This window comes from Streptomyces rishiriensis, assembly GCF_003112535.1.
Lineage (GTDB): Bacteria > Actinomycetota > Actinomycetes > Streptomycetales > Streptomycetaceae > Streptomyces > Streptomyces rishiriensis.
In genome coordinates this window covers 351,751-372,385 of record NZ_BEWA01000012.1, presented here as the reverse complement: position 1 = coordinate 372,385, position 20,635 = coordinate 351,751, and the positions used below count along the sequence as shown (strand labels likewise).

General features: G+C 70.8%; 21 protein-coding genes. 11 read left to right on the top strand and 10 right to left on the bottom strand.

The window, feature by feature from the left end; all coding sequences use genetic code 11:
• Nucleotides 1-111 precede the first annotated feature (111 nt).
• From fomD to Sri02f_RS20960, 3 genes are all read right to left on the bottom strand, one after another.
• Nucleotides 112-804 carry a cytidylyl-2-hydroxypropylphosphonate hydrolase gene (gene fomD, locus Sri02f_RS20970; protein ID WP_109002849.1) on the bottom strand — a complete coding sequence of 231 codons (693 nt, stop codon included), beginning with the start codon at nucleotides 802-804 and terminating at the stop codon, nucleotides 112-114.
• A gap of 73 nt (nucleotides 805-877) precedes the next feature.
• Nucleotides 878-2,263, bottom strand: coding sequence for a class II fumarate hydratase (locus tag Sri02f_RS20965; protein ID WP_109002848.1), 1,386 nt, complete (start codon nucleotides 2,261-2,263; stop codon nucleotides 878-880).
• 147 nt (nucleotides 2,264-2,410) lie between these two features.
• Complete coding sequence (locus Sri02f_RS20960) at nucleotides 2,411-4,078, bottom strand: fumarate hydratase (protein WP_109002847.1); 1,668 nt, start codon at nucleotides 4,076-4,078, stop codon at nucleotides 2,411-2,413.
• 202 nt (nucleotides 4,079-4,280) lie between these two features.
• Here Sri02f_RS20960 and Sri02f_RS20955 point away from each other — a divergent pair, with 202 nt between their 5' ends.
• Both Sri02f_RS20955 and Sri02f_RS20950 read left to right on the top strand, forming a co-directional pair.
• Nucleotides 4,281-4,991, top strand: coding sequence for a DUF1707 SHOCT-like domain-containing protein (locus Sri02f_RS20955; RefSeq protein ID WP_109002846.1), 711 nt, complete (start codon nucleotides 4,281-4,283; stop codon nucleotides 4,989-4,991).
• Between the two features lie 131 nt (nucleotides 4,992-5,122).
• On the top strand, nucleotides 5,123-5,497 hold the full coding sequence (locus Sri02f_RS20950) for a WhiB family transcriptional regulator (protein ID WP_109002845.1): 375 nt from the start codon (nucleotides 5,123-5,125) through the stop codon (nucleotides 5,495-5,497).
• Between the two features lie 115 nt (nucleotides 5,498-5,612).
• Here Sri02f_RS20950 and glpX read toward each other — a convergent pair whose 3' ends face one another.
• Nucleotides 5,613-6,647: a class II fructose-bisphosphatase gene (gene glpX, locus Sri02f_RS20945; RefSeq protein WP_069768105.1), complete on the bottom strand. Its 1,035-nt coding sequence runs from the start codon at nucleotides 6,645-6,647 to the stop codon at nucleotides 5,613-5,615.
• Between the two features lie 131 nt (nucleotides 6,648-6,778).
• Between glpX and Sri02f_RS20940 the strand changes: the two genes are divergently transcribed.
• Nucleotides 6,779-7,303: a DUF4245 domain-containing protein gene (locus Sri02f_RS20940; protein WP_109002844.1), complete on the top strand. Its 525-nt coding sequence runs from the start codon at nucleotides 6,779-6,781 to the stop codon at nucleotides 7,301-7,303.
• A 70-nt stretch (nucleotides 7,304-7,373) separates the two neighbouring features.
• Here Sri02f_RS20940 and Sri02f_RS20935 read toward each other — a convergent pair whose 3' ends face one another.
• The 3 genes from Sri02f_RS20935 to xseA form a co-directional block, all read right to left on the bottom strand.
• Entirely contained in the window at nucleotides 7,374-7,964 is a 591-nt protein-coding gene (locus Sri02f_RS20935; RefSeq protein ID WP_069768107.1) for a malonic semialdehyde reductase, read from the bottom strand.
• Between the two features lie 232 nt (nucleotides 7,965-8,196).
• On the bottom strand, nucleotides 8,197-8,436 hold the full coding sequence (locus Sri02f_RS20930; protein ID WP_109002843.1) for an exodeoxyribonuclease VII small subunit: 240 nt from the start codon (nucleotides 8,434-8,436) through the stop codon (nucleotides 8,197-8,199).
• Entirely contained in the window at nucleotides 8,433-9,767 is a 1,335-nt protein-coding gene (gene xseA / locus Sri02f_RS20925; RefSeq protein ID WP_109002842.1) for an exodeoxyribonuclease VII large subunit, read from the bottom strand. Before xseA ends, Sri02f_RS20930 begins: the two co-directional genes overlap by 4 nt.
• 122 nt (nucleotides 9,768-9,889) lie before the next feature.
• On the opposite strand from xseA, the gene Sri02f_RS20920 reads away from it, so the two are divergent.
• Together Sri02f_RS20920 and ppgK are read left to right on the top strand one after the other, a co-directional pair.
• Nucleotides 9,890-10,918 (top strand): 4-hydroxy-3-methylbut-2-enyl diphosphate reductase, encoded by a 1,029-nt coding sequence (locus Sri02f_RS20920; RefSeq protein WP_109002841.1) that lies wholly within the window; start codon nucleotides 9,890-9,892, stop codon nucleotides 10,916-10,918.
• Nucleotides 10,919-10,947: 29 nt separating this feature from the next.
• Nucleotides 10,948-11,694: a polyphosphate--glucose phosphotransferase gene (gene ppgK / locus Sri02f_RS20915; RefSeq protein ID WP_109002840.1), complete on the top strand. Its 747-nt coding sequence runs from the start codon at nucleotides 10,948-10,950 to the stop codon at nucleotides 11,692-11,694.
• Between the two features lie 136 nt (nucleotides 11,695-11,830).
• On the opposite strand, the gene Sri02f_RS20910 is transcribed toward ppgK, so the two are convergent.
• The gene (locus Sri02f_RS20910) at nucleotides 11,831-12,232 is read right to left on the bottom strand and encodes a DUF6542 domain-containing protein (RefSeq protein ID WP_373865109.1); all 402 of its coding nucleotides are present in this window, start codon (nucleotides 12,230-12,232) and stop codon (nucleotides 11,831-11,833) included.
• 403 nt (nucleotides 12,233-12,635) lie between these two features.
• Here Sri02f_RS20910 and ychF point away from each other — a divergent pair, with 403 nt between their 5' ends.
• Nucleotides 12,636-13,724: a redox-regulated ATPase YchF gene (gene ychF / locus Sri02f_RS20905; RefSeq protein WP_109002839.1), complete on the top strand. Its 1,089-nt coding sequence runs from the start codon at nucleotides 12,636-12,638 to the stop codon at nucleotides 13,722-13,724.
• 84 nt (nucleotides 13,725-13,808) lie between these two features.
• Here ychF and Sri02f_RS20900 read toward each other — a convergent pair whose 3' ends face one another.
• Both Sri02f_RS20900 and Sri02f_RS20895 read right to left on the bottom strand, forming a co-directional pair.
• Nucleotides 13,809-14,072, bottom strand: coding sequence for a type II toxin-antitoxin system RelE family toxin (locus Sri02f_RS20900; RefSeq protein WP_109002838.1), 264 nt, complete (start codon nucleotides 14,070-14,072; stop codon nucleotides 13,809-13,811).
• Nucleotides 14,065-14,334: a type II toxin-antitoxin system Phd/YefM family antitoxin gene (locus tag Sri02f_RS20895; RefSeq protein WP_109002837.1), complete on the bottom strand. Its 270-nt coding sequence runs from the start codon at nucleotides 14,332-14,334 to the stop codon at nucleotides 14,065-14,067. Before Sri02f_RS20895 ends, Sri02f_RS20900 begins: the two co-directional genes overlap by 8 nt.
• 104 nt (nucleotides 14,335-14,438) lie before the next feature.
• Here Sri02f_RS20895 and Sri02f_RS20890 point away from each other — a divergent pair, with 104 nt between their 5' ends.
• The 5 genes from Sri02f_RS20890 (at nucleotide 14,439) to Sri02f_RS20870 (ending at nucleotide 20,611) form a co-directional block, all read left to right on the top strand.
• Nucleotides 14,439-16,622 (top strand): DEAD/DEAH box helicase, encoded by a 2,184-nt coding sequence (locus tag Sri02f_RS20890; RefSeq protein WP_109002836.1) that lies wholly within the window; start codon nucleotides 14,439-14,441, stop codon nucleotides 16,620-16,622.
• A gap of 410 nt (nucleotides 16,623-17,032) precedes the next feature.
• Entirely contained in the window at nucleotides 17,033-18,382 is a 1,350-nt protein-coding gene (locus Sri02f_RS20885; RefSeq protein WP_109003190.1) for a DUF4190 domain-containing protein, read from the top strand.
• Between the two features lie 147 nt (nucleotides 18,383-18,529).
• On the top strand, nucleotides 18,530-19,282 hold the full coding sequence (locus Sri02f_RS20880) for a GntR family transcriptional regulator (RefSeq protein ID WP_109002835.1): 753 nt from the start codon (nucleotides 18,530-18,532) through the stop codon (nucleotides 19,280-19,282).
• A gap of 507 nt (nucleotides 19,283-19,789) precedes the next feature.
• Nucleotides 19,790-20,089, top strand: a complete 300-nt coding sequence (locus Sri02f_RS44125) for a hypothetical protein (protein WP_109002834.1) — start codon at nucleotides 19,790-19,792, stop codon at nucleotides 20,087-20,089.
• Between the two features lie 111 nt (nucleotides 20,090-20,200).
• Nucleotides 20,201-20,611, top strand: a complete 411-nt coding sequence (locus tag Sri02f_RS20870) for a (deoxy)nucleoside triphosphate pyrophosphohydrolase (protein ID WP_109002833.1) — start codon at nucleotides 20,201-20,203, stop codon at nucleotides 20,609-20,611.
• The last annotated feature ends 24 nt before the right edge of the window (nucleotides 20,612-20,635 follow it).

Genomic DNA, 20,635 nt, shown 5'->3' with positions numbered 1-20,635 from the left:
CCGCCCCTCGGTGACGTTCGGTCAGACCCGGTGTGCGCTCCGGGAGTTACCGCCTGCGGTGCCTTGCGGAGGACGATCCTACGTTTGCCGCCCGGGAGCGCATCAAGGGTCTCACGTGGACAGGTGCGCGGGGGTGCGGTCCCAGTCCTCCGGCAGCAACGGTACGGCCCAGGACGGATCCGGGCGCCAATGCTGCCATCCCTCGTCGAACGGCGACCCCCACGCGCGGATCCTCTCCACCGCTCTGCGGCCCGCCTCGCGCACCCGCCGGGCCACCGTCGCGTCCATCAGCCCGTCCTGTTGGGCCTGGGCGAACTCGTCCTCGTCGCGCCAGCCCCAGCTGCGGTCCGGGTAGACGCAGATGTCCAGGAAGTGGTCCTCGGAGTCCACTCCGCCGTCCCAACGGGCCAGCGGCTCCTCCAGATTGACGTACCAGTTCTTGAACTGCCAGCCCGGCTCCCAGAACAGCCACACCGACCAGGGCTCGCCCGGCCGGGCCAGCTTCAGCACGCCGGTCCCGAACCAGCGGTCGCGCTGCACGGTCCGCGGCTTGGTGTACCGGGTGTGCAGCGGCTCCTGGTGCAGCGGGGTGCCGTCCGCGAGCACGGGCTTGACGCACTCCGTGCCCGGGGCCATCCACACGGCGAGGAGTTCCTCGTCGTCCCGCACGACGGTGACCGGGCGGGCGATGTGGAAGTGCGCCCCGCCGTTCTCCCGGTAGCGCCACAGGATCCGGTCCCCCGGCTCCCAGAAGGCCGCTGCACCGCCCGTTCCCACGCGTCTCACCGCTCCGCCGTCTGCCATGGAGAGATATTAGGTGCCATGGCCATACGACGCTGCGGCGCGCGTCACGGTTCTCGCGCCGGGGCGCGAAACGTCACGGGCGCGTCATCCGCAGGACATCCAGCGCCTCGTCGAGCTGCTGGAGCGTCAGATCCCCGCGCTCCACGTACCCGCCGTCCAGGACGACCTGCCGGATCGTGGCGCGCTCCGCGAGCGCCTTCTTGGCCACCTTCGCGGCCTCCTCGTACCCGATGTACTTGTTCAGCGGGGTGACCACGGACGGCGAGGACTCCGCGTACTCGCGGGCGCGTTCGCGGTGGGCGACGATCCCGTCGACGGTCCGGTCGGCGAGCAGCCGGGAGACGTTGGCCAGCAGCCGGATCGACTCCAGCACGTTCTTGGCGATGACCGGCAGCATGACGTTGAGCTCGAAGTTGCCCGCCGCGCCCGCCGTGGCCACGGTCGCGTCGTTCCCGACGACCTGCGCGGCGACCATCAGCACCGCCTCCGGGATCACCGGATTGACCTTGCCGGGCATGATCGAGGAGCCCGGCTGGAGGTCGGGCAGGCTGATCTCGGCCAGACCCGTGCGCGGCCCCGAGGCCATCCACCGGAGATCGTTGGCGATCTTCGTGAGGCCCACCGCGATGGTCCGCAGCTGGCCGCTGGTCTCGACGATCCCGTCCCGCGCGCCCTGCGCCTCGAAGTGGTCGCGCGCCTCGGTCAGCGGCAGCCCGGTGGCGCGGGCGACCTCCTCGATGACGGCGGCGGAGAACCCGGGGGGCGTGTTGATGCCGGTGCCGACGGCCGTGCCGCCCAGCGGCAGCTCGGCGAGCCGGGGCAGGGAGGCGGTGAGCCGCTCCACGCCGTAGCGCACCTGGGCGGCGTACCCGCCGAACTCCTGTCCGAGGGTGACGGGCGTGGCGTCCATGAGGTGCGTGCGCCCCGACTTCACGACGTCGGCGAACTCCTCGGACTTGCGCGTGAGGGAGGCCGCGAGGTGCTCCAGCGCCGGGATCAGGTCGCGGGTGACGGCGGCGGTGGCGGCGATGTGGAGGGAGGAGGGGAAGACGTCGTTGGAGGACTGGGAGGCGTTGACGTGGTCGTTGGGGTGCACGTCCCGGCCCAGACGCTCGGAGGCGAGGGTGGCGACGACCTCGTTGGCGTTCATGTTGGACGAGGTCCCGGACCCGGTCTGGAACACGTCGACGGGGAAGTGCTCGTCCCACCGGCCCTCGGCGACCTCGGCGGCCGCCTCCTGGATGGCGTCCGCGATGTCCTGGTCGACGACCCCGAGCCGCGCGTTCACCTTCGCCGCGGCCCCCTTGATGCGGGCCAGCGCCTCGATGTGGGCGCGCTCGATGCGCTGGCCGGAGACGGGGAAGTTCTCGACGGCGCGCTGCGTCTGGGCCCGCCACTTGGCGTGCGCCGGGACGTGTACCTCGCCCATGGAGTCGTGCTCGATGCGGTAGTCGCTCATGCACCGTACAGCGATCGGGGCGGCCGGCTTGTTCCTGGCGCGGGCCCGACCGAGCCGTCCCCTCCCGAGGAGGGGACGGGCAGGGAGCGCAGGGGGAGAAGGCGGGGCGGGGGCGGCGGCGAGACCGTCCCCGCCGCCGCGGAGCGATCAGGCGAGGCCGGGGCCCCGCACCGGGATCGTGGTGAACGTCGGCGCGGGGGCCGGGTCCTGGAAGAAGTCGTTGCCCTTGTCGTCGACGACGACGAACGCGGGGAAGTCCTCGACCTCGATCTTCCAGACGGCCTCCATGCCGAGCTCCTCGTACTCGACGACCTCGACCTTCTTGATGCAGTCCTGGGCGAGGCGCGCGGCCGGGCCGCCGATGGAGCCGAGGTAGAAGCCGCCGTGGGCGTCGCACGCGGCGGTGACCTGCTTGCTGCGGTTGCCCTTGGCCAGCATCACCTTGGAGCCGCCCGCGGCCTGGAACTGCTCGACGTAGGAGTCCATGCGGCCGGCGGTCGTCGGGCCGAAGGAGCCCGAGGCGTAGCCCTGGGGGGTCTTCGCCGGGCCCGCGTAGTACACCGGGTGGTCCTTCAGGTACTGCGGCATCTCCTCGCCCGCGTCCAGCCGCTCCTTGATCTTGGCGTGCGCGATGTCACGCGCCACGACCAGCGGGCCGGTGAGCGAAAGCCGCGTCTTGACCGGGTACTTGGTCAGCTCCGCGAGGATGTCGTCCATCGGCTGGTTCAGGTCGATCCGGACGACGTCGGAGGACTCGTCGAGGTGCTCGGCGGTGGTCTCCGGCAGGAACCGCGCCGGGTCCGTCTCCAGCTGCTCCAGGAAGACGCCCTCGGCGGTGATCTTCGCGACGGCCTGACGGTCGGCCGAGCAGGAGACGGCGATGGCGACCGGGCAGGACGCGCCGTGCCGCGGGAGGCGCACCACGCGCACGTCGTGGCAGAAGTACTTGCCGCCGAACTGCGCGCCGATGCCGATCTTCTGCGTCAGCTCGAAGACCTTCTCCTCCAGCTCCTTGTCCCGGAAACCGTGCCCGAGCGGCGATCCCTCGGCCGGGATCTCGTCCAGGTAGTGCGCGGAGGCGTACTTCGCGGTCTTCAGCGCGTACTCGGCGCTCGTGCCGCCGACGACGATCGCCAGGTGGTACGGCGGGCAGGCGGCCGTGCCCAGCGAGCGGATCTTCTCCTCCAGGAACTTCATCATGGAGGCCTCGTTCAGGACGGCCTTGGTCTCCTGGTAGAGGAAGCTCTTGTTGGCCGAGCCGCCGCCCTTCGCCATGAACAGGAACTTGTACGCGCCGCCGTCCGTGGCGTACAGCTCGATCTGCGCCGGGAGGTTGGAGCCGGTGTTCTTCTCGTCCCACATGGTCAGCGGGGCCATCTGCGAGTAGCGCAGATTGAGGTTCAGGTACGCGTCGTAGATCCCGCGGCTGAGGGCCGCCTCGTCGCCGCCCTCGGTGAGCACGTTCTGCCCGCGCTTGCCCATGACGATCGCGGTGCCGGTGTCCTGGCACATGGGCAGCACGCCCGCGGCCGCGATGTTCGCGTTCTTCAGCAGGTCCAGCGCGACGAACTTGTCGTTGGCCGAGGCCTCGGGGTCGTCGATGATCCGGCGCAGCTGCGCGAGGTGGGCCGGGCGCAGGTAGTGCTGGATGTCGTGGATCGCCTCTTCGGCGAGCTTGCGCAGCGCCTCCGGCTCGACCTTGAGGAACGTCCGCCCGTCGGCCTCGAAGGTGGAGACACCCTCGGAGGTCACCAGCCGGTACGGGGTGGTGTCCTCTCCCTGGGGGAGCAGATCGGTGTATGCGAACTCAGGCATCGGTGCCCATTCCTCACTGTACGGACGGCGACCGCCTCCATCGGCGGGCGTCCACCAGCGTAGAACCTGCCGCCGACGGCGAGTCTGTGAGGTCCTGTGAGGTCGGGCTCAGTGCCCGTGGGGACGGCGGCCGGGGGACGGCCGCAGGGGACGGCCGGGAACAGGGGTATCGCGATCTATCGTGTTTGGGTACGCTGCTGCCGTGGACCTTCAGAAGCAGAGCAGCGCCCCTGCCGCCGCCCCTACCGCGGCTTCCGCGCCCGCCGCCGAGCTGCGCGCGTCGGACGCCGACCGCGACCGTATCGCCGACATGCTGCGCGAGGCCCTGGCGGAGGGCCGGCTGACGGCCGACGAGCACGCCGAGCGCGTCGACGGAGTGCTGGCCGCCAAGACGGTCGGCGAGCTGGAGGCGTTCGTCCGGGACCTGCCCGCCGCGCACGAGCGCCGCGCGGCTCCCGCCTCCGCCCCCTCCCGGCCCACCGTCGGCGCGATCCCGGCGGACCCCGACCACAGCGTCGTCGCGATCTTCAGCAGCGCGGTCCGCCGCGGGCGCTGGCGCGTGGGCCGGCGCATTCACGCCTACGCGGTCTTCGGCAGCGTGGAGATCGACCTCACCGAGGCGCTCTTCGAGTACCAGCAGGTGGTGATCAAGGCGATCTCGGTCTTCGGCAGCGTGGAGGTCCGCGTCCCGGAGAACGTGTCGCTGCGCGGCACCGGCGGCGCGGTGCTCGGCAGCTTCGAGGTGGACGCGCTGGACTCACCGCAGCCGGACGCGCCGGTGGTCTACGTCGACGGCTGGGCGGTCCTGGGCGCCATCGAAGGCCGGCCGAAGCGGGGCAAGCTCGTGGCGGACATCCTCGACCGTGTGCAGCGCAAGATCGACAAGGGACTGCGCAGACACCTGGACCGTTGACGGACGAGAACGCGCCAACGCCGGCGCCGGCGGAGTCCCGCGGTTGCGAACCCTGTGCATAGGCGCGCGTACAGCGGGTAGGCCTTGCTGCATCGTCGCTCGCTCGCGAAGCCGTCGTCAGGAGTAGACCCGTGCTGCAACCGCCGCATTCGTCCCTGCAGGTCGCCGCCGTCCCGGCCCAGCGGGTGCCAGCGCGCGACAGGGACCAAGACGCTCCCTGGCATACCGAGGCGGTGTGCCGCCGGGACGAGGCAGGTCTGTTCTTCGCCCCCTCCAAGGAGCCGACGGCCGCCCGGCTCGCGCGTGAGGAAGCGGCGAAGCGGGTCTGCGCGCGCTGTCCCGTGATGGTGGAGTGCCGCGAGCACGCGCTGCTGCAGCCCGAGCCCTACGGCGTCTGGGGCGGCCTCACCGCCGCCGAGCGCCGCGTGGTCCTCGCCCGGCGCCGCCGCCGTGACGTCGAACTGCAGAAGGCGCGAGCGGCGGGCCGCATAGCGAAGGCCGGTTAGGGCGCGTCCGGAGCACGAATGGGGCGCCCCCCTCCGCACCGGGGGGCGCCCGCGGACCGGAACCGAGCCGCGGCCGAGCCGCTTCGCTCGGCGGAGCCGCTTCGCCCGGACGGAGCTACTTCGCCCGGTCGAAGTCGACGGCGCTGTAGGCCCGCAGCTTGCTCAGGCGGTGCTCGGAGTCGATGCGCCGGACCGTGCCGGACTTCGACCGCATCACGATCGAGTCCGTGGTCGCCGTCTCCGACCGGTACCGGACACCCCGCAGCAGCTCGCCGTCGGTGATGCCGGTGGCGACGAAGAACACGTTCTCGCCGGTGACCAGGTCCTCCGTGGTCAGCACCCGGTCGAGGTCGTGGCCGGCGTCGATCGCGCGCTGCCGCTCCTCGTCGTCCTTGGGCCACAGCTTGCCCTGGATGACGCCGCCCAGGCACTTCACGGCGCAGGCCGAGATGATGCCCTCGGGCGTGCCGCCGACGCCGAGCAGCAGGTCGATGCCCGTGCCCTCGCGCAGAGCCAGGATCGAGCCGGCGACGTCGCCGTCGGAGATCAGCTTGATGCGCGCGCCGGTCGCCCGGATCTCCTCGATGATGCCGGCGTGCCGCGGCCGGTCCAGGATGACGACGGTGACGTCCTCCGGCGTGGCCCGCTTGGCCTTGGCCACCCGGCGGATGTTGACCTCGACGGGCGCGTCGATGTCGACGAACTCGGCCGCCTCCGGACCGGTGACCAGCTTGTCCATGTAGAACACGGCGGACGGGTCGAACATCGCCCCGCGCTCGGTGGCGGCGAGGACGGCGATCGCGTTCGGCATGCCCTTGGCCGTCAGCGTCGTGCCGTCGATCGGGTCGACCGCGATGTCGACCTCGGGCCCGGTGCCGTCGCCGACGCGCTCGCCGTTGAAGAGCATCGGGGCTTCGTCCTTCTCGCCCTCCCCGATGACGACCACGCCGTTCATCGACACGGTGGACACGAGGGTGCGCATGGCGCGTACCGCGGCGCCGTCGGCGCCGTTCTTGTCCCCGCGTCCCACCCAGCGGCCGGCGGCCATGGCGGCGGCTTCGGTCACCCGGACGAGTTCCAGGGCGAGGTTGCGGTCGGGGGCCTCGGAGGGGACATCGAGTTCGGACGGCAAGTGATGATGCTCGGTCATCGGAGCGCACCTTTCTGACTGATACGACGACGGCCGGATGAGGGTTCGATGTCCGACTCTATCGTCAGTGCGACAAAATGAGCAGGGGACCCCACGGATGAGCGCGCCGGGCACCTGCGACGATAGGGGGCGTGGCAGGTTCGAACGGCAAGCAGAAGACGGCCCGGGACATGATCCTCTCCCTGGGGCTGATCATGATCGCGGCGTGGGTCATCTACCTCTTCGTCCCGCACGAGGACCGCGCTCCCGACGTCAAGCGGGTCGACTACCGCGTGGAACTCCTGACCGCGCGCCGCGCGGCGACGTACCCGGTGGCCGCGCCCGAGGGCCTGCCCGACACGTGGAAGGCGACCTCGGTGCGCTTCAAGGGCGACGACTTCGACGCCTGGCACCTCGGTTTCCACGCCCCCGACGGGGAGTACGTGACCATCGAGCAGTCCACTCAGCGCCGCTCGCAGTTCATCGACGAGGCCAGCCAGGGCTCGACCGAGACCAAGGTCACCGAGCAGATCGGCGGCCGCACCTGGACCCGTTACAGCGGCGGCCGCTACGACGCGCTCGTCCTCAAGGACACCAAGGGCTCCACCACGGTGGTCGCGGGCACGGGCGGCTTCGGGCAGCTGACGACGATGGCCGGTGCGCTGAAGCTGGCGTGAGCGCCGCCCGGCGCACACGCGAAGAGGCCCCCGGCGTACGTGCCGGGGGCCTCTTCGTGCGTCAGCGGTCTCAGACGGTGGTGACGACCTCGTCGTAGGCCAGGCGCGGGGAGCGCGGGTACCAGGCGTCCTCGCCGGGCCTGCCGATGTTGACCACCATGAGCGGGGTGTGGTCGTCGTCCAGGAACTCCTTGCGGACGCCCTCCAGGTCGACGCCGGTCATCGGGCCGGCGGCGAGGCCCGCGGCGCGGACGCCGATGATGAAGTACGCGGCCTGCAGGGCGGCGTTCAGCGCGGCGGCGCCCTCACGGGCCGGGCGCTCGCTGAAGAAGAGGTCCTTGGCCTGCGGGAAGGCCGGGAACAGGGTGGGCAGCTCCTCGTGGAACTCGTTGTCCGCGGAGAGGATCGCGACCAGCGGGGCGGTCGAGGTCTTGGCCTGGTTGCCCTCGGCCATGTGCTGCACCAGGCGCTCGCGGGCCTCGGCGGAGCGGACCAGGGTGATGCGCAGCGGGGTCTGGTTGAACGCCGTCGGACCGTACTTGACCAGGTCGTATATCGCCTGGACCTGCTCGTCGGTCACCGGCTCGTCGGTGAAGGCGTTCGCGGTGCGGGCCTCGCGGAACAGCAGGTCCTGGGCGGCGGGGTCAAGAGCGAGAGACATGCGTGGACTTCCTCGGGGTGCGTCCGGATCCAGTACCGGACCGTGGTCCGGATCGGCTGACGTCGTCGACCGTACGTCAGGTAAGTTCAAGGTTCAACAAAAGACGAGGGTGTAGTGATCCACTTCACACCCACCCCGACCGAAGCGGCGGGGCAGCGCCGGACCGGCCGGCAGGGGAGCGCCGGGGCGGCGTCGGACCGGCCGGCAAGAGGGTGCCGGGGCCGGCGGCGGATCACTCGTCGTCCGCGCCCCCCGCCCCCGTCCCCGACTCCTCCTCGGCCAGCGCCGCGTCCAGCCGCGCACGGGCGCCTTCCAGCCAGCGCCGGCACACCTTGGCCAGCTCCTCGCCTCGCTCCCACAGGGCGAGGGACTCCTCCAGCGACGTGCCTCCCGCCTCCAGACGCCGTACGACCTCGATCAACTCGTCGCGGGCCTGCTCGTAGCCGAGCGCCTCGTCCGTCCTGCTCGTCATGCACCCATTCCCTTGCCGGTTCCTGCCTTGCCGGTTCCACCCTGGTCGTCGAGGCCGCCCGCCTCGCCCGCGCCGCCCGAGCCGCCCGCCTCGCCCGCGTCGTCTGCGCCGCCCGCCTCGCCCGGGTCGTCGACGCGGACGGTGAACTCGCCCTCGGCGACCCGCGCGCGCAGCACGTCGTCCGCCGTCACCTCGCCCGGATCCCGGACCACATGCCCGTCGGCCCTCTGCAGCACGGCGTACCCGCGCCTCAGCGTCGCCGCCGGCGACAGGGCGACCACGCGCGCGTGCGTGTGCGTCAGTTCGGAGTCGGCACGGTCCAGGAGATGCCCGAGCGTGCGCCGCGAACGGTCCACGAGCGAGGCGACGTGATCGGCCCGTTCGTCGATCATCCGGTGCGGATCCTGCATCGCGGGCCGCGCGAGGGCGTGCGCGAGCCCGCGCTCCTCCCGCTCCACGTACGCCTCCACGCACCTGCGCGCCCGCCCGCGCAGCATCCGCACCCGCTCCAGCTCCTCGCCGACGTCCGGCACCACCTTCTTCGCGGCGTCGGTCGGCGTCGAAGCGCGCAGGTCGGCCACATGGTCGAGCAGCGGGTTGTCCGGCTCGTGCCCGATCGCCGAGACGACCGGCGTACGACAGGCCGCGACCGCGCGGACCAGTTGCTCGTCCGAGAACGGCAGCAGATCCTCCACGCTTCCGCCGCCCCGCGCGACGACGATCACGTCCACCTCTTCCAGCGCGTCCAGCTCCTTCACCGCCTGGACGACCTGCGTCACCGCGTGCACACCCTGCACGGCGACGTTGCGCACCTCGAAGCGGACCGCGGGCCAGCGATGCCGGGCGTTCTCCAGAACGTCCCGCTCCGCGGCGGAGGCCCGCCCGCACACCAGCCCGATCAGCTGCGGCAGAAAGGGCAGCGGCTTCTTCCGCGACGAGGCGAAGAGCCCCTCCGCGGCCAGGGACTTCTTCAACTGCTCCAGCCGGGCCAGCAGTTCCCCGACGCCGACCGGTTTTATCTCCACGGCCCGCAACGACAACTGTCCGCGCGGCGCGTACCACTCCGGCTTGGCGTGGACGACGACCCGCGCGCCCTCGCCCACGACGTCCGCGACCGCGTCGTAGACCTGGCGGTAGCACGTCACGCCCACGGAGATGTCGTGCGAGGGATCCCGCAGCGTCAGAAAGACGACGCCCGCCCCCGGGCGCCGTGACAGCTGGGTGATCTGCCCCTCGACCCACACCGCGCCGAGCCGGTCGATCCATCCTCCGATGAGCCGCGAGACCTGGCCGACGGGCAGCGGGGCGTCCGCGGACGTGTTCACAGCCATGCGGTCGAGAGTATCGGCCCCGACTGACAACCCGGGGCCGACGCTCGTCCGGGGCGGAGGGGTGGAGGGGCGGAGGGGCGGAGGGTGAAGGTACGCCGACGGGGGCCGGGCACGGCCTTACGATGGGACGCATGACTGCTTCGCCTGGCCGCCGCCGTGTCCTGCTCGCCGCCCCCCGGGGCTACTGCGCGGGCGTCGACCGCGCCGTGATCGCCGTCGAGAAGGCGCTGGAGCAGTACGGGGCGCCGGTCTACGTCCGGCACGAGATCGTTCACAACAAGTACGTCGTGCAGACCCTGGAGAAGAAGGGCGCCGTCTTCGTCGAGCGGACGGAGGAGGTGCCCCCGGGCAACATCGTCATGTTCTCCGCGCACGGCGTCGCCCCCGTCGTCCACGACGAGGCCGCGCGCGGGCGCCTCGCCACCATCGACGCGACCTGCCCGCTCGTCACCAAGGTCCACAAGGAAGCCGTCCGCTTCGCCCAGGAGGACTACGACATCCTGCTGATCGGGCACGAGGGCCACGAGGAGGTCATCGGCACCTCCGGCGAGGCCCCGGACCACATCCAGCTCGTCGATGGCCCCGAGGACGTCGCCAAGGTCGAGGTCCGCGACCCGTCGAAGATCGTCTGGCTCTCCCAGACCACCCTCTCCGTCGACGAGACGATGGAGACGGTCGACGCCCTGAAGGAGAAGTTCCCGCAGCTCATCTCCCCGCCGAGCGACGACATCTGCTACGCCACGCAGAACCGGCAGCTCGCGGTGAAGCAGATGGGAGCGGAGGCCGAGCTGGTGATCGTGGTCGGCTCGCGCAACTCCTCCAACTCCAAGCGGCTCGTCGAGGTCGCCAAGCTCGCCGGCTCCCGTGAGGCCTACCTGGTGGACTTCGCGAGCGAGATCGACGAGGCCTGGCTGGAGGGCGTCACCACGGTGGGCGTCACCTCGGGCGCCTCCGTCCCGGAGGTCCTCGTGGAGGAGGTCCTGGCCTGGCTCGCCGAGCGCGGCTACGGCGACGTCGAGCTGGTCAAGGCCGCCGAGGAGCACATCACCTTCTCGCTGCCCAAGGAACTCCGCCGCGACCTGCGCGAAGAGGCCGCGGCGCTGGTCGCCGAGCGCGGCGGAAGCGGTGCCGCGGGCTCCTCGGCTGAGTGACTGTCAGTCGATCGTCGTAACGTAGGGCCATGCAGATCTTCGGCGTGGACATCGGCGGATCCGGGATCAAGGGCGCTCCCGTGGACCTGGACAAGGGCGACCTGGCTCAGGAGCGCCACAAAGTGCTCACCCCGCAACCGGCGACACCCGAGGGCGTCGCCGACGGGGTGAAGCAGGTCGTGGAGCACTTCGGGTGGAGCGGCCCCGTCGGCCTGACGTTCCCCGGCGTGGTCACCGGCGGATCCACCATCCGCACGGCGGCCAACGTCGACAAGAGCTGGATCGACACCGACGCGCGCGTCTTGTTCAGCGAGCGGCTCGGCGGCCTGCCCGCGACCGTGGTCAACGACGCGGACGCGGCGGGTGTCGCCGAGATGGCCTTCGGCGCCGGCCGCGACCGCAGCGGCACGGTGATCATGCTGACGTTCGGCACTGGCATCGGCAGCGCCCTCTTCGTCGACGGGGCCCTGGTCCCCAACACCGAGCTCGGCCACCTGGAGCTGCACGGCCACGACGCGGAGAAGCGCGCCAGCAGCAAGGCCAGGGAGGACGCCGAGCTGACCTGGGAACACTGGGCGCACCGCGTCCAGAAGTACCTCGCCCACGTCGAGATGCTCTTCTCACCCGAGCTGTTCATCATCGGCGGCGGCGTCAGCCGCAAGTCCGACAAGTTCCTGCACTTCATCGAGGACATCAAGGCGGAGATCGTCCCGGCCCAGCTGCAGAACAACGCGGGGATCGTGGGCGCGGCGATGCGAGCAGCCAAGCCGGAGTAGCGGGACGGCGACCGCTGCGGCGCTGCGGTGCTGCGGCCCTGCCGTCCATCCGTTCTGCCGTCCTGCCGGGAGGGTGGTCGGTGAGCAGCCGGCCGACGGGGGCTCCTCCGCGTCGGCCCGCTGCCGCGTGCGCCGGCTAGTCGTGGGTCGCGCCCGCCCGTCGGCGGGTCGCTGCTCGATGCAGGCCGCGGGCCAGGATGGTCAGTCCGGCCAGCAGGGTGCCGCCGTACAGCCAGCCGACCTGCGTGGCCAGCGCCGTCACCAGCCCCGCCAGTCGCCCCGCGGCCCCGTCGCCGCCCTTGGCCACGGGCAGCAGCCCGACCGCGAAGGCGATCGGCACGACCACCGGCGCGGCGAGTAGCTCGGCCCCGCGCACCCAGAGGCCGGTGAGCACGCACAGCGGCAGGAACAGCACGCTGTACACCGTCAGCGAAGCCCCGAACAGGAGCTGGTCCAGGCACCCGAGCACGAACATCAGCGCCCCGCTGAGCAAGGCGCCGCCCAACCCGGTGAGCCGCGGGTTCGGCAGCCGTCGCACGGCCCCCGGCCGCACCGTCGCCGCCGGAGTCGGAGTCGGAGCCGGAGCCGGAGCCGGAGGCGGAGTCGGTCGCCGCCCGGCGGGGCGCGGGGGCCTCGCGGCCGGGCGCGGCGGTCTGCGGTTTCCTTCCCGGTCGGTCGGGGGCGGCAGCGGCTGCCCGCCGGGTCGGGTGCCTTTGTTCGGGGGGCGCGTCCTGTGTTGCTCCACCGGACCAACCTAGGTCGGTTTATGTGCTGAATCGGGTGTCGGACACGCCGTGCGGCGATGCTTGGCCATCCGTTCGACAGGGCCGCCGGGCCGGGGCCGGTCACGCCGTAAACTGGTGGATCGGTCAGCCCGCTGGCCCTGGCCCTCTCACTCCGGGAACGGGCCCTTTGGCCCTCTCACCACGGGAAGTCGCAACGTGTCGCTCACGATCGGAATCGTCGGTCTGCCGAATGTCGGCAAGTCGACCCTGTTCAACGCCCTGACCAAGAACGACGTGCTGGCGGCCAACTACCCGTTCGCCACGATCGAGCCGAACGTGGGCGTGGTCGGCGTCCCCGACGCCCGTCTCACCAAACTGGCCGAGATCTTCTCCTCACAGCGGATCCTCCCGGCCACCGTCGACTTCGTCGACATCGCGGGCATCGTGAAGGGCGCCTCCGAGGGTGAGGGCCTGGGCAACAAGTTCCTCGCGAACATCCGCGAGTCCGACGCGATCTGCCAGGTCATCCGCGCCTTCAAGGACGAGAACGTCGTCCACGTCGACGGCAAGGTCTCGCCCAAGGACGACATCGAGACGATCAACACCGAGCTGATCCTGGCCGACCTGCAGACCATCGAGAAGGTCCTGCCCCGCCTCCAGAAGGAGTCGCGGATCAAGAAGGACGTCGTGCCCAAGGTCGCGGCGGTCGAGGCGGCGAAGGAGGTCCTCGAGAAGGGCGACACCCTCTTCTCCGCGGGCATCGTCCAGGGCTCGGGCAACGAGGAGCTCCTGCACGACCTGCACCTGCTCACCACCAAGCCGTTCCTCTACGTCTTCAACGTCGACGAGGACGAACTGGTCGACGAGGACTTCAAGGCCGAGCAGCGCGCCCTGGTCGCCCCCGCCGAGGCGATCTTCCTCAACGCCAAGCTGGAGGCGGACCTCGCAGAGCTGGACGAGGACGACGCCATGGAGCTCCTGGAGTCGGTCGGCGCAGACGAGCCCGGCCTCACCACCCTCGCCCGCGTCGGCTTCAACACCCTCGGCCTGCAGACGTACCTCACGGCCGGCCCCAAGGAATCCCGCGCCTGGACGATCAAGAAGGGGGCCACCGCCCCCGAGGCCGCCGGCGTCATCCACACCGACTTCCAGAAGGGCTTCATCAAGGCGGAGGTCATCTCCTTCGCCGACCTGGTGGAGACCGGCTCGGTCGCCGAGGCCCGCGCGAAGGGCAAGGCCCGCATGGAGGGCAAGGAGTACGTCATGCAGGACGGCGACGTGGTGGAGTTCCGCTTCAACGTCTGATCGGACGTGGACAAACGGCCTGACCTGCGAGAAAGCAGGTCAGGCCGTTGTGCAGTCCGCAGCTGTCCGCAGAACCTGGAGCAGCTACGTGTCGTAGACCGTGGAGCGGTGTCCGACGTGTACGACCCACACCACCAGCTCCCCGTTGTCGATCGTGTAGACGACACGGTAGTCGCCGACCCGAAGGCGGCGGCGCTCAGGCTGGGATACGAGTGCGGTGGTGTTGAAGCCGAGGGGGTCGCTCTCCAGCTCTGTGAGTTTGGCCAGGATGCGAAGCGCCATGTCCCGCGGGATCTTGCGCAGCTCGGCCTGGGCCTCGGGCCGGAACACCGCGCGGTAGTCACTCACTGCGTGCCAGCGTCTCCCTCATCACGTCCTCGATCGGGACGCCGACGGCCGGGTTCGCCATGCGCTCGTCGATGATGCGGTTGATCTCGCGCTCCTCCCACTCCTGGTACTTGCGCAGCACGTCGATCGAGACCACGGCGGCGACCTGCTTGCCGCGACGGGTGATGACAGTGGGCACGTCGTCACGGTCGGCCCGTTCGACGACTTCGGCCAAGTGAGAACGTACGTCGCGGATGGACTCTATGGGTAGCGGCTGAGTCATGCTTCAAGGGTACCGAGTGTGCCATGTGTACACAACGCCTGCGGGCCCCGACCGGTGTCAGCGGTGGCAGTATGCGGGGACACAGAGAGAGGGACCGGGGCGGGATGGGGCGCAGTGAGCGGGAGGCGGTTGCCGCGGGAGGGCGGCTGTACGAGGCGGCGCAGGCGGTGGTCGGCGACCACGGGCGGGCTGTCGAGGCGGTTCGGGCGGCGCTGAAGCCGATCTGCGACACAGCGGCGGAACAAGCGCTGGACGCCATCCCGGTGGCCCGGTTGAAGGAGGTCACCGAGGGTCGGCTGAGGCTCGGGGAAGTCGAGAAGAGTGGCCTGCGATCGGTCCGGCAGGTACTCGATGCCGGTTCCTACTGGTTGCGACAGATTCCTGGCGTGGGGCAGCGGACCGCTGATCAGGTCATCGCGGCGGCGCGTCAGATGTCTGATGCCGTTCGGGAGACCATCGCCGTCCACATCGACGTGGATCGGCCAGAGCCGCGAACCACCTCACTCGTCATGGCCCTGCATGTGCTGGTGGAAGCGGGCCCCGATGCGCGGCGAGCCGTCGACACGGCCGTGGCTCTCTCGGAGCGGCTCGGTCCGCTGCTGGCCGAGGCCGAGCCGGCCGCCAGGCGGCTGCGGATGCTGCTGGTGGGGCAGGCCAAACGAGCTCGGGCGCTGGAGGCCGTTGCAGAAGTCCGCAGGCTGGCCGAGGAAGCAGCGCAGGGCGGTGTGTCGGAGCTGCTGGCACAGGCCTCGGTGGATCTGCTGCGCGTTACCTCGACCGAGGTTGCCGCCTGGGTCGACTTCGAGCTGCGTTCCGCCGAGTACTACAGCCTGCTCGCGGAGATCTCCGGCCGCAGCCCCGACACTGCCGCTGCCGAGGGGTTCCTGCCCGACGAAGTCGCCGAGCGGGTCCGCGACCAAATGCTCGATGACACTCACCGGCGGGTGTCGCTGCGCGGCTATCAAGCCTTCGGGGCGCGCTTCGCCCTGGCGCAACGCAAGGTGATTCTTGGCGACGAGATGGGGCTCGGCAAGACCATCCAGGCCATCGCCGCTCTGGCTCATCTCGCTGCCGAGGGGCAGACTCACTTCATGGTCGTCTGCCCGGTCGGCGTCCTGATCAACTGGACACGCGAAATCGAGGCCCGCAGCAAGCTGCGCGTTACGCCTCTTCACGGCCCCGACAGGCAGGAAGCGTTTGCCGACTGGAAGGGCCGGGGCGGCGTAGGGGTGACCACCTTCGACGCCTTGCGTGGTTTCCCGGCCCCCGGAGGCGGCGAGCTGGGGATGCTGGTCGTGGACGAGGCGCACTACGTGAAGAATTCGAAGACGCGTCGCTCCCAAGCCGTTACGGAATGGTCCGGGCGCTGCGAACGCGTTCTCTTCATGACCGGCACGCCCATGGAGAACCGAGTCGCCGAGTTTCGCAGTCTTGTGCAGATTCTCCAGCCGCACCTGGCAGGGGTTGTTGGCGACCGCAGCGCAGTGGCCGGTTCCAAGGCATTCCGGAAGGCCGTCGCCCCGGTCTATCTGCGCCGCAACCAGCAGGATGTTCTGACCGAACTGCCCGCGCTCCAGCAGACGGACGAGTGGGAGGAACTGACTGCGTCGGACGAAGATGCCTACCGCGACGCCGTGCGCGCCGGCAACTTCATGGCGATGCGCAGAGCGGCGTACGCGCGCCCCGAGAAGTCGGCCAAGCTGAACCGGCTGCGCGAGATCGTCGAGGACGCCGCCGAGAATGAGCTGAAGGTGGTTGTGTTCTCCAACTTCAGGGATGTCCTTGGAACGGTGAAGGACACGCTGGATGGCGCGCGGAGCAATGGTGGCGCTCAGGTGTTCGGCCCGATCTCGGGAAGCGTGCCACCCGCGCGCCGTCAGCAGCTGGTGGACGAGTTTGCCGCCGTGCCGGGACATGCGGTGCTGGTGGCGCAGATCGAGGCGGCGGGGGTGGGGCTCAACATGCAGGCCGCGTCCGTTGTGATCATCTGTGAGCCCCAGATCAAACCGACCATCGAACACCAGGCGGTGGCGCGGGCCCATCGCATGGGGCAGGTGCGTTCGGTCCGGGTGCACCGGCTGCTCACCACCCGCGGGGTGGACGAGCGGATGGTGGAGATGCTGAAGAACAAGACCCGCCTGTTCGACGCGTACGCGCGCCGCAGCGCGGTCGCCGAGTCGACGCCGGACGCGGTCGACGTTTCGGACACGGCGATGGCCCGCCAGATCGTCGAGGAGGAGCAGGCGCGGCTGGGAACGGTCCGCCAAGAGTCCGCAGGACACCCGTAAGCGACCGTCGGGACCCGTCGCACGCCAACGAGGAAATGCCTGGTCAGGGCGCTCCATGCGGCTCCGCCACAGGTCAGGGCTGGTGTGCAGACATTCCGCTTCAACGTGTGAGCGGATGAAACGACACCTTCCGGGTCAGGTCCCTGGGTTTTTGGAGCGGACAGGAGCGCGTCTCAGCCCGGCCGGCCCGGCCGCGGCGTTCGGGGAGCCAGGGGCGACTGTCGTACGCCGGTTCGGATCCCTTGGCGGAATCCCCTGCCAGACTGACCGGAGCACATGATCGGCCGCCTCGCCTGATCACCTGGCCGGCCGTCCGTGCGACGCCTCGACCCCCGCATGACCGCCGGAACCGTCCGACTCCCTGACTCGCCTGAACCGTCTGAACCGCCAGAACCAGGAGCACGGTGCTCGTGTCCATACCCCCGCCTCCAGGCCCCCACCAGCCCCAGGACCCGTACCAGCCTCCGCAGCCGCCGAACCCGTCCCCGCAGGATCCCTTCGCCCCGTCGCAGGACCCCTATGCACAGGACCCGTATGCACAGGGGCCGTTCGCGCAGGGGCCGTACAGTCCGCAGGAGTATCAGGAGTATCAGGGGTATCAGGGGTATCAAGGGGCTCCGGGACCGCAGGGCCCGTACCCGCAGGCCCCCTACGGGGCCGCGCCCTACCCGCTCTGGGGGCAGGGCTACAGCCCCTACGGCCGACCCGCGGCGATCAACGGCCTGGCGGTGGCCGCCCTCGTGCTCGGCATCCTCTGCTTCCTGCCGGCCGTCGGCCTGGTGCTGGGGCTCGTCGCGCTGGCGCAGATCAGGAAGCGGGGCGAGCGCGGGAAGGGGATGGCGGCCGCGGGCGCGATCCTGTCCTCCGCCGGGCTCGCCCTGTGGGTTTTGGCGCTGGCCACGGGCGGCGCGTCCGACTTCTGGCAGGGCTTCAAAGAGGGCGCGGGCGCGCGCTCCGGCTTCTCGCTGGCCAAGGGCGACTGCTTCGACATGCCGGGCGAGACCTTCGAAGAGGACGTCTACGACGTCGACGAGGTGGCCTGTTCGGGCGAGCACGACGCCGAGGTCTTCGCGACGGTCCCGCTGCCCGGCAGCAGCTTCCCGGGCGACGACCACGTCACGCAGCTGGCCGACGACAAGTGCTTCCGGCTCCGGGACTCCTACGCGATGGACCCCTGGGCGCTGACCGACAAGGTGGACGTCTACTACCTCACGCCCACCTCGGAGAGCTGGAACCACGGCGACCGGGAGATCACCTGCGTCTTCGGCCCGGTCGACGACAAGGGCACCCTGACCGGCTCGCTGCGCGCGGACGAGACGACCCTCGACGCCGACCAGCTGGCCTTCCTCAAGGCGATGGCCGCCGTCGACAAGGTCCTCTACCGGGAGCCGGAGGACTCCGCCGAGGGCGACCTGGCGGCCGACCTGACATGGGCCGGGGAAGCCCGGGACGTCATCGGCGCGCAGGCGGACGCGCTGGGGGCCCGCACCTGGTCCGCGAAGGCCCGGGGGCCCGTCGCCGCTCTGGTGAAGGACATGCGGAAGGCGAGCGGGGAGTGGGCGGCGGCGGCGAAGGCCACCGACGTCGACGGCTTCTACGAGCACTACGAGACCGCCTACGGGTACGTGGACGACCGTTACACCGTCACCGCACGCCAGGCTCTGGGCCTGGCCACCACTCCGCCCGCCTACGACGAGGGCTCCGACAGCGGGGACGGCGGAGGGGCCGGGAGCGACGGTGAGAGCGGCCTCGATGTGTGATCACGTCCGCGGCGGGGAGAAAGTGCCTGGGTAAAGCGTTTCACGGACGGATGTCATCACATCGAGTGATTCTCTGGCCTTTGCTTGCATGGCAGAACCCACGGTTGCCAGGCTGTAGCTGTCTGTACAACCTGATGGGAGTGGCCAGTGACATTCGGTGAGCAGCCGGCGTATCTGCGTGTCGCGGGTGATCTCCGCAAGAAGATCGCCGACGGATCGCTGCCACCGCACACCCGCCTCCCGTCCCAGGCGAGAATCCGTGAGGAGTACGGCGTCTCGGACACCGTCGCCCTGGAGGCGCGCAAGGTGCTGATGGCCGAGGGGCTGGTCGAGGGCCGCTCCGGCTCGGGGACGTATGTGCGCGAGCGGCCCGTTCCCCGCCGGATCGCCCGTTCCGGCTACCGTCCGGAGAGCGGGGCGACGCCGTTCCGTCAGGAGCAGGCCGAGGCGCACATCCGGGGGACGTGGGAGTCCAGCAGCGAGCAGGTCGAGGCGGGCGTCGCCGTCGCGGAGCGCCTCGGCGTCCAGCCCGGCGACCGCGTGATGCGCACGAAGTACGTCTTCCGGGAGGCCGGCGAGGCGATGATGCTCTCCACCTCCTGGGAGCCCCTCGCCGTCACCGGCCGCACCCCGGTGATGCTCCCCGAGGAAGGCCCGCTGGGCGGTATGGGCGTCGTCGAGCGGATGCGGGCCATCGACGTCATCGTCGACAACGTCACCGAGGAGGTGGGAGCCCGCCCCGGCCTCGCGGAGGAACTCCTGACCCTCGGCGGCGTCCCCGGGCATGTGGTCCTGGTCGTGCAGCGCACGTACTACGCCTCGGGCCGCGCGGTGGAGACGGCCGACGTGGTGATCCCGGCCGACCGCTACCGGGTCGCGTACCACCTGCCGGTGAAGTAGCCGCCTCGGAGCGGGCGGGGGGCGCGCTGCGGGGAGGGCGGCTGGTGCGGCAGGGGTGGCCGGGTCGCGGAGGAGGCCGGGTCGCGGAGGGGGCCGTCCGGTGGTGCGGGTGGAGTGGGGGAGGCGGGGGCGCGTTTCGGGGGCTGTAGCGCACGCGGTGGGGCAGCGCACACCCTTCCGGCAGTTGCCCCCGGAACTCGTCCCTCCCGGAGCCGGTCGCAGGGCGTCGGAATCCGGTCGTTTCCGCTCGTTCCCGCAGGTCGCCCGGTGCGCGCCCGGACCCCTGCCGACCGGACGCGTTACGCCGCACGCACGGCGCGTTCGGCCTCGTGCGCCCCCTGCGTCTTGGCTGGTTGCGTACCTCTTTGTGCAAAGCCGTGTTCGGTGCGTAAAGGTAAGGCGTACGCTCGGGCATATGCGGATTGCGGTTTCCTTGGCAGGCGGGGCGCGCGGCGCGCCGCGGACGGGATCCGGCCGGGCCGGGACGGGAAGGGGGCGGGAGACGCGATGAACGACAGCGCCACCTCTTTGCCCTGGCTCGTCATACGGCAGGACGACAACGGCAACCGCTACCGCGTGGGCAGGTATGCGACCCGGGCCGAGGCCCAGGAGACCGTGGACAGCCTCGACGGCCGCGGACACAAGCAGCTCTACTGGGTCGAGCGCGTGGGCCAGCCCCAGGGGCAGTCGCAGCGCCACCCCCAGACGACGCATCAGGCGCAGACGCAGCCTGCGGCGCAGGCCCAAGCCCCGGCCCAGGCCCAGACGCAGGCTCAGGCGCAGAACGGCGACAGCACCCTGAACTGACCCGGTTCCGATCCCGGCCCAGCGCATATCCCGGTCCCGGCCCCGGACTCGGCGTCGACCTCGGTCCCGACCGGGACCGAGCGCCGGTCCCGGTCCCGTAGGCTCCGCCGCATGACGGAACGGATCGTGGTGGTGGGAGCCGCCCTGCTCGACGACGGCCGCCTGCTCGCCGCGCGCCGCAGCGCGCCCCCGGAACTCGCCGGACGCTGGGAACTGCCCGGCGGCAAGGTCGAGCCGGGGGAGAGACCCGAGGCGGCCCTCGTGCGCGAACTGCGCGAGGAACTCGGCGTCGAGGCCGAGACCGTCGAGCCGGTCCCGGGGGAGTGGCCTTTGAGGCCGCCCTACGTCCTGCGCGTGTGGACCGCCCGGCTCCGGCCCGGCTCGGCCGCCCCCGAGCCGCTCCAGGACCACGACGCGCTGCGCTGGCTCTCCCCGGACGAGGTCTGGGACGTCGACTGGCTCGACCAGGACGTGCCCGCGGTACGCGAGACGCTCGCCCGACTCGCCGCCGACGCGCGCTGAGTCGTCACGCCCCCACTGACGGGA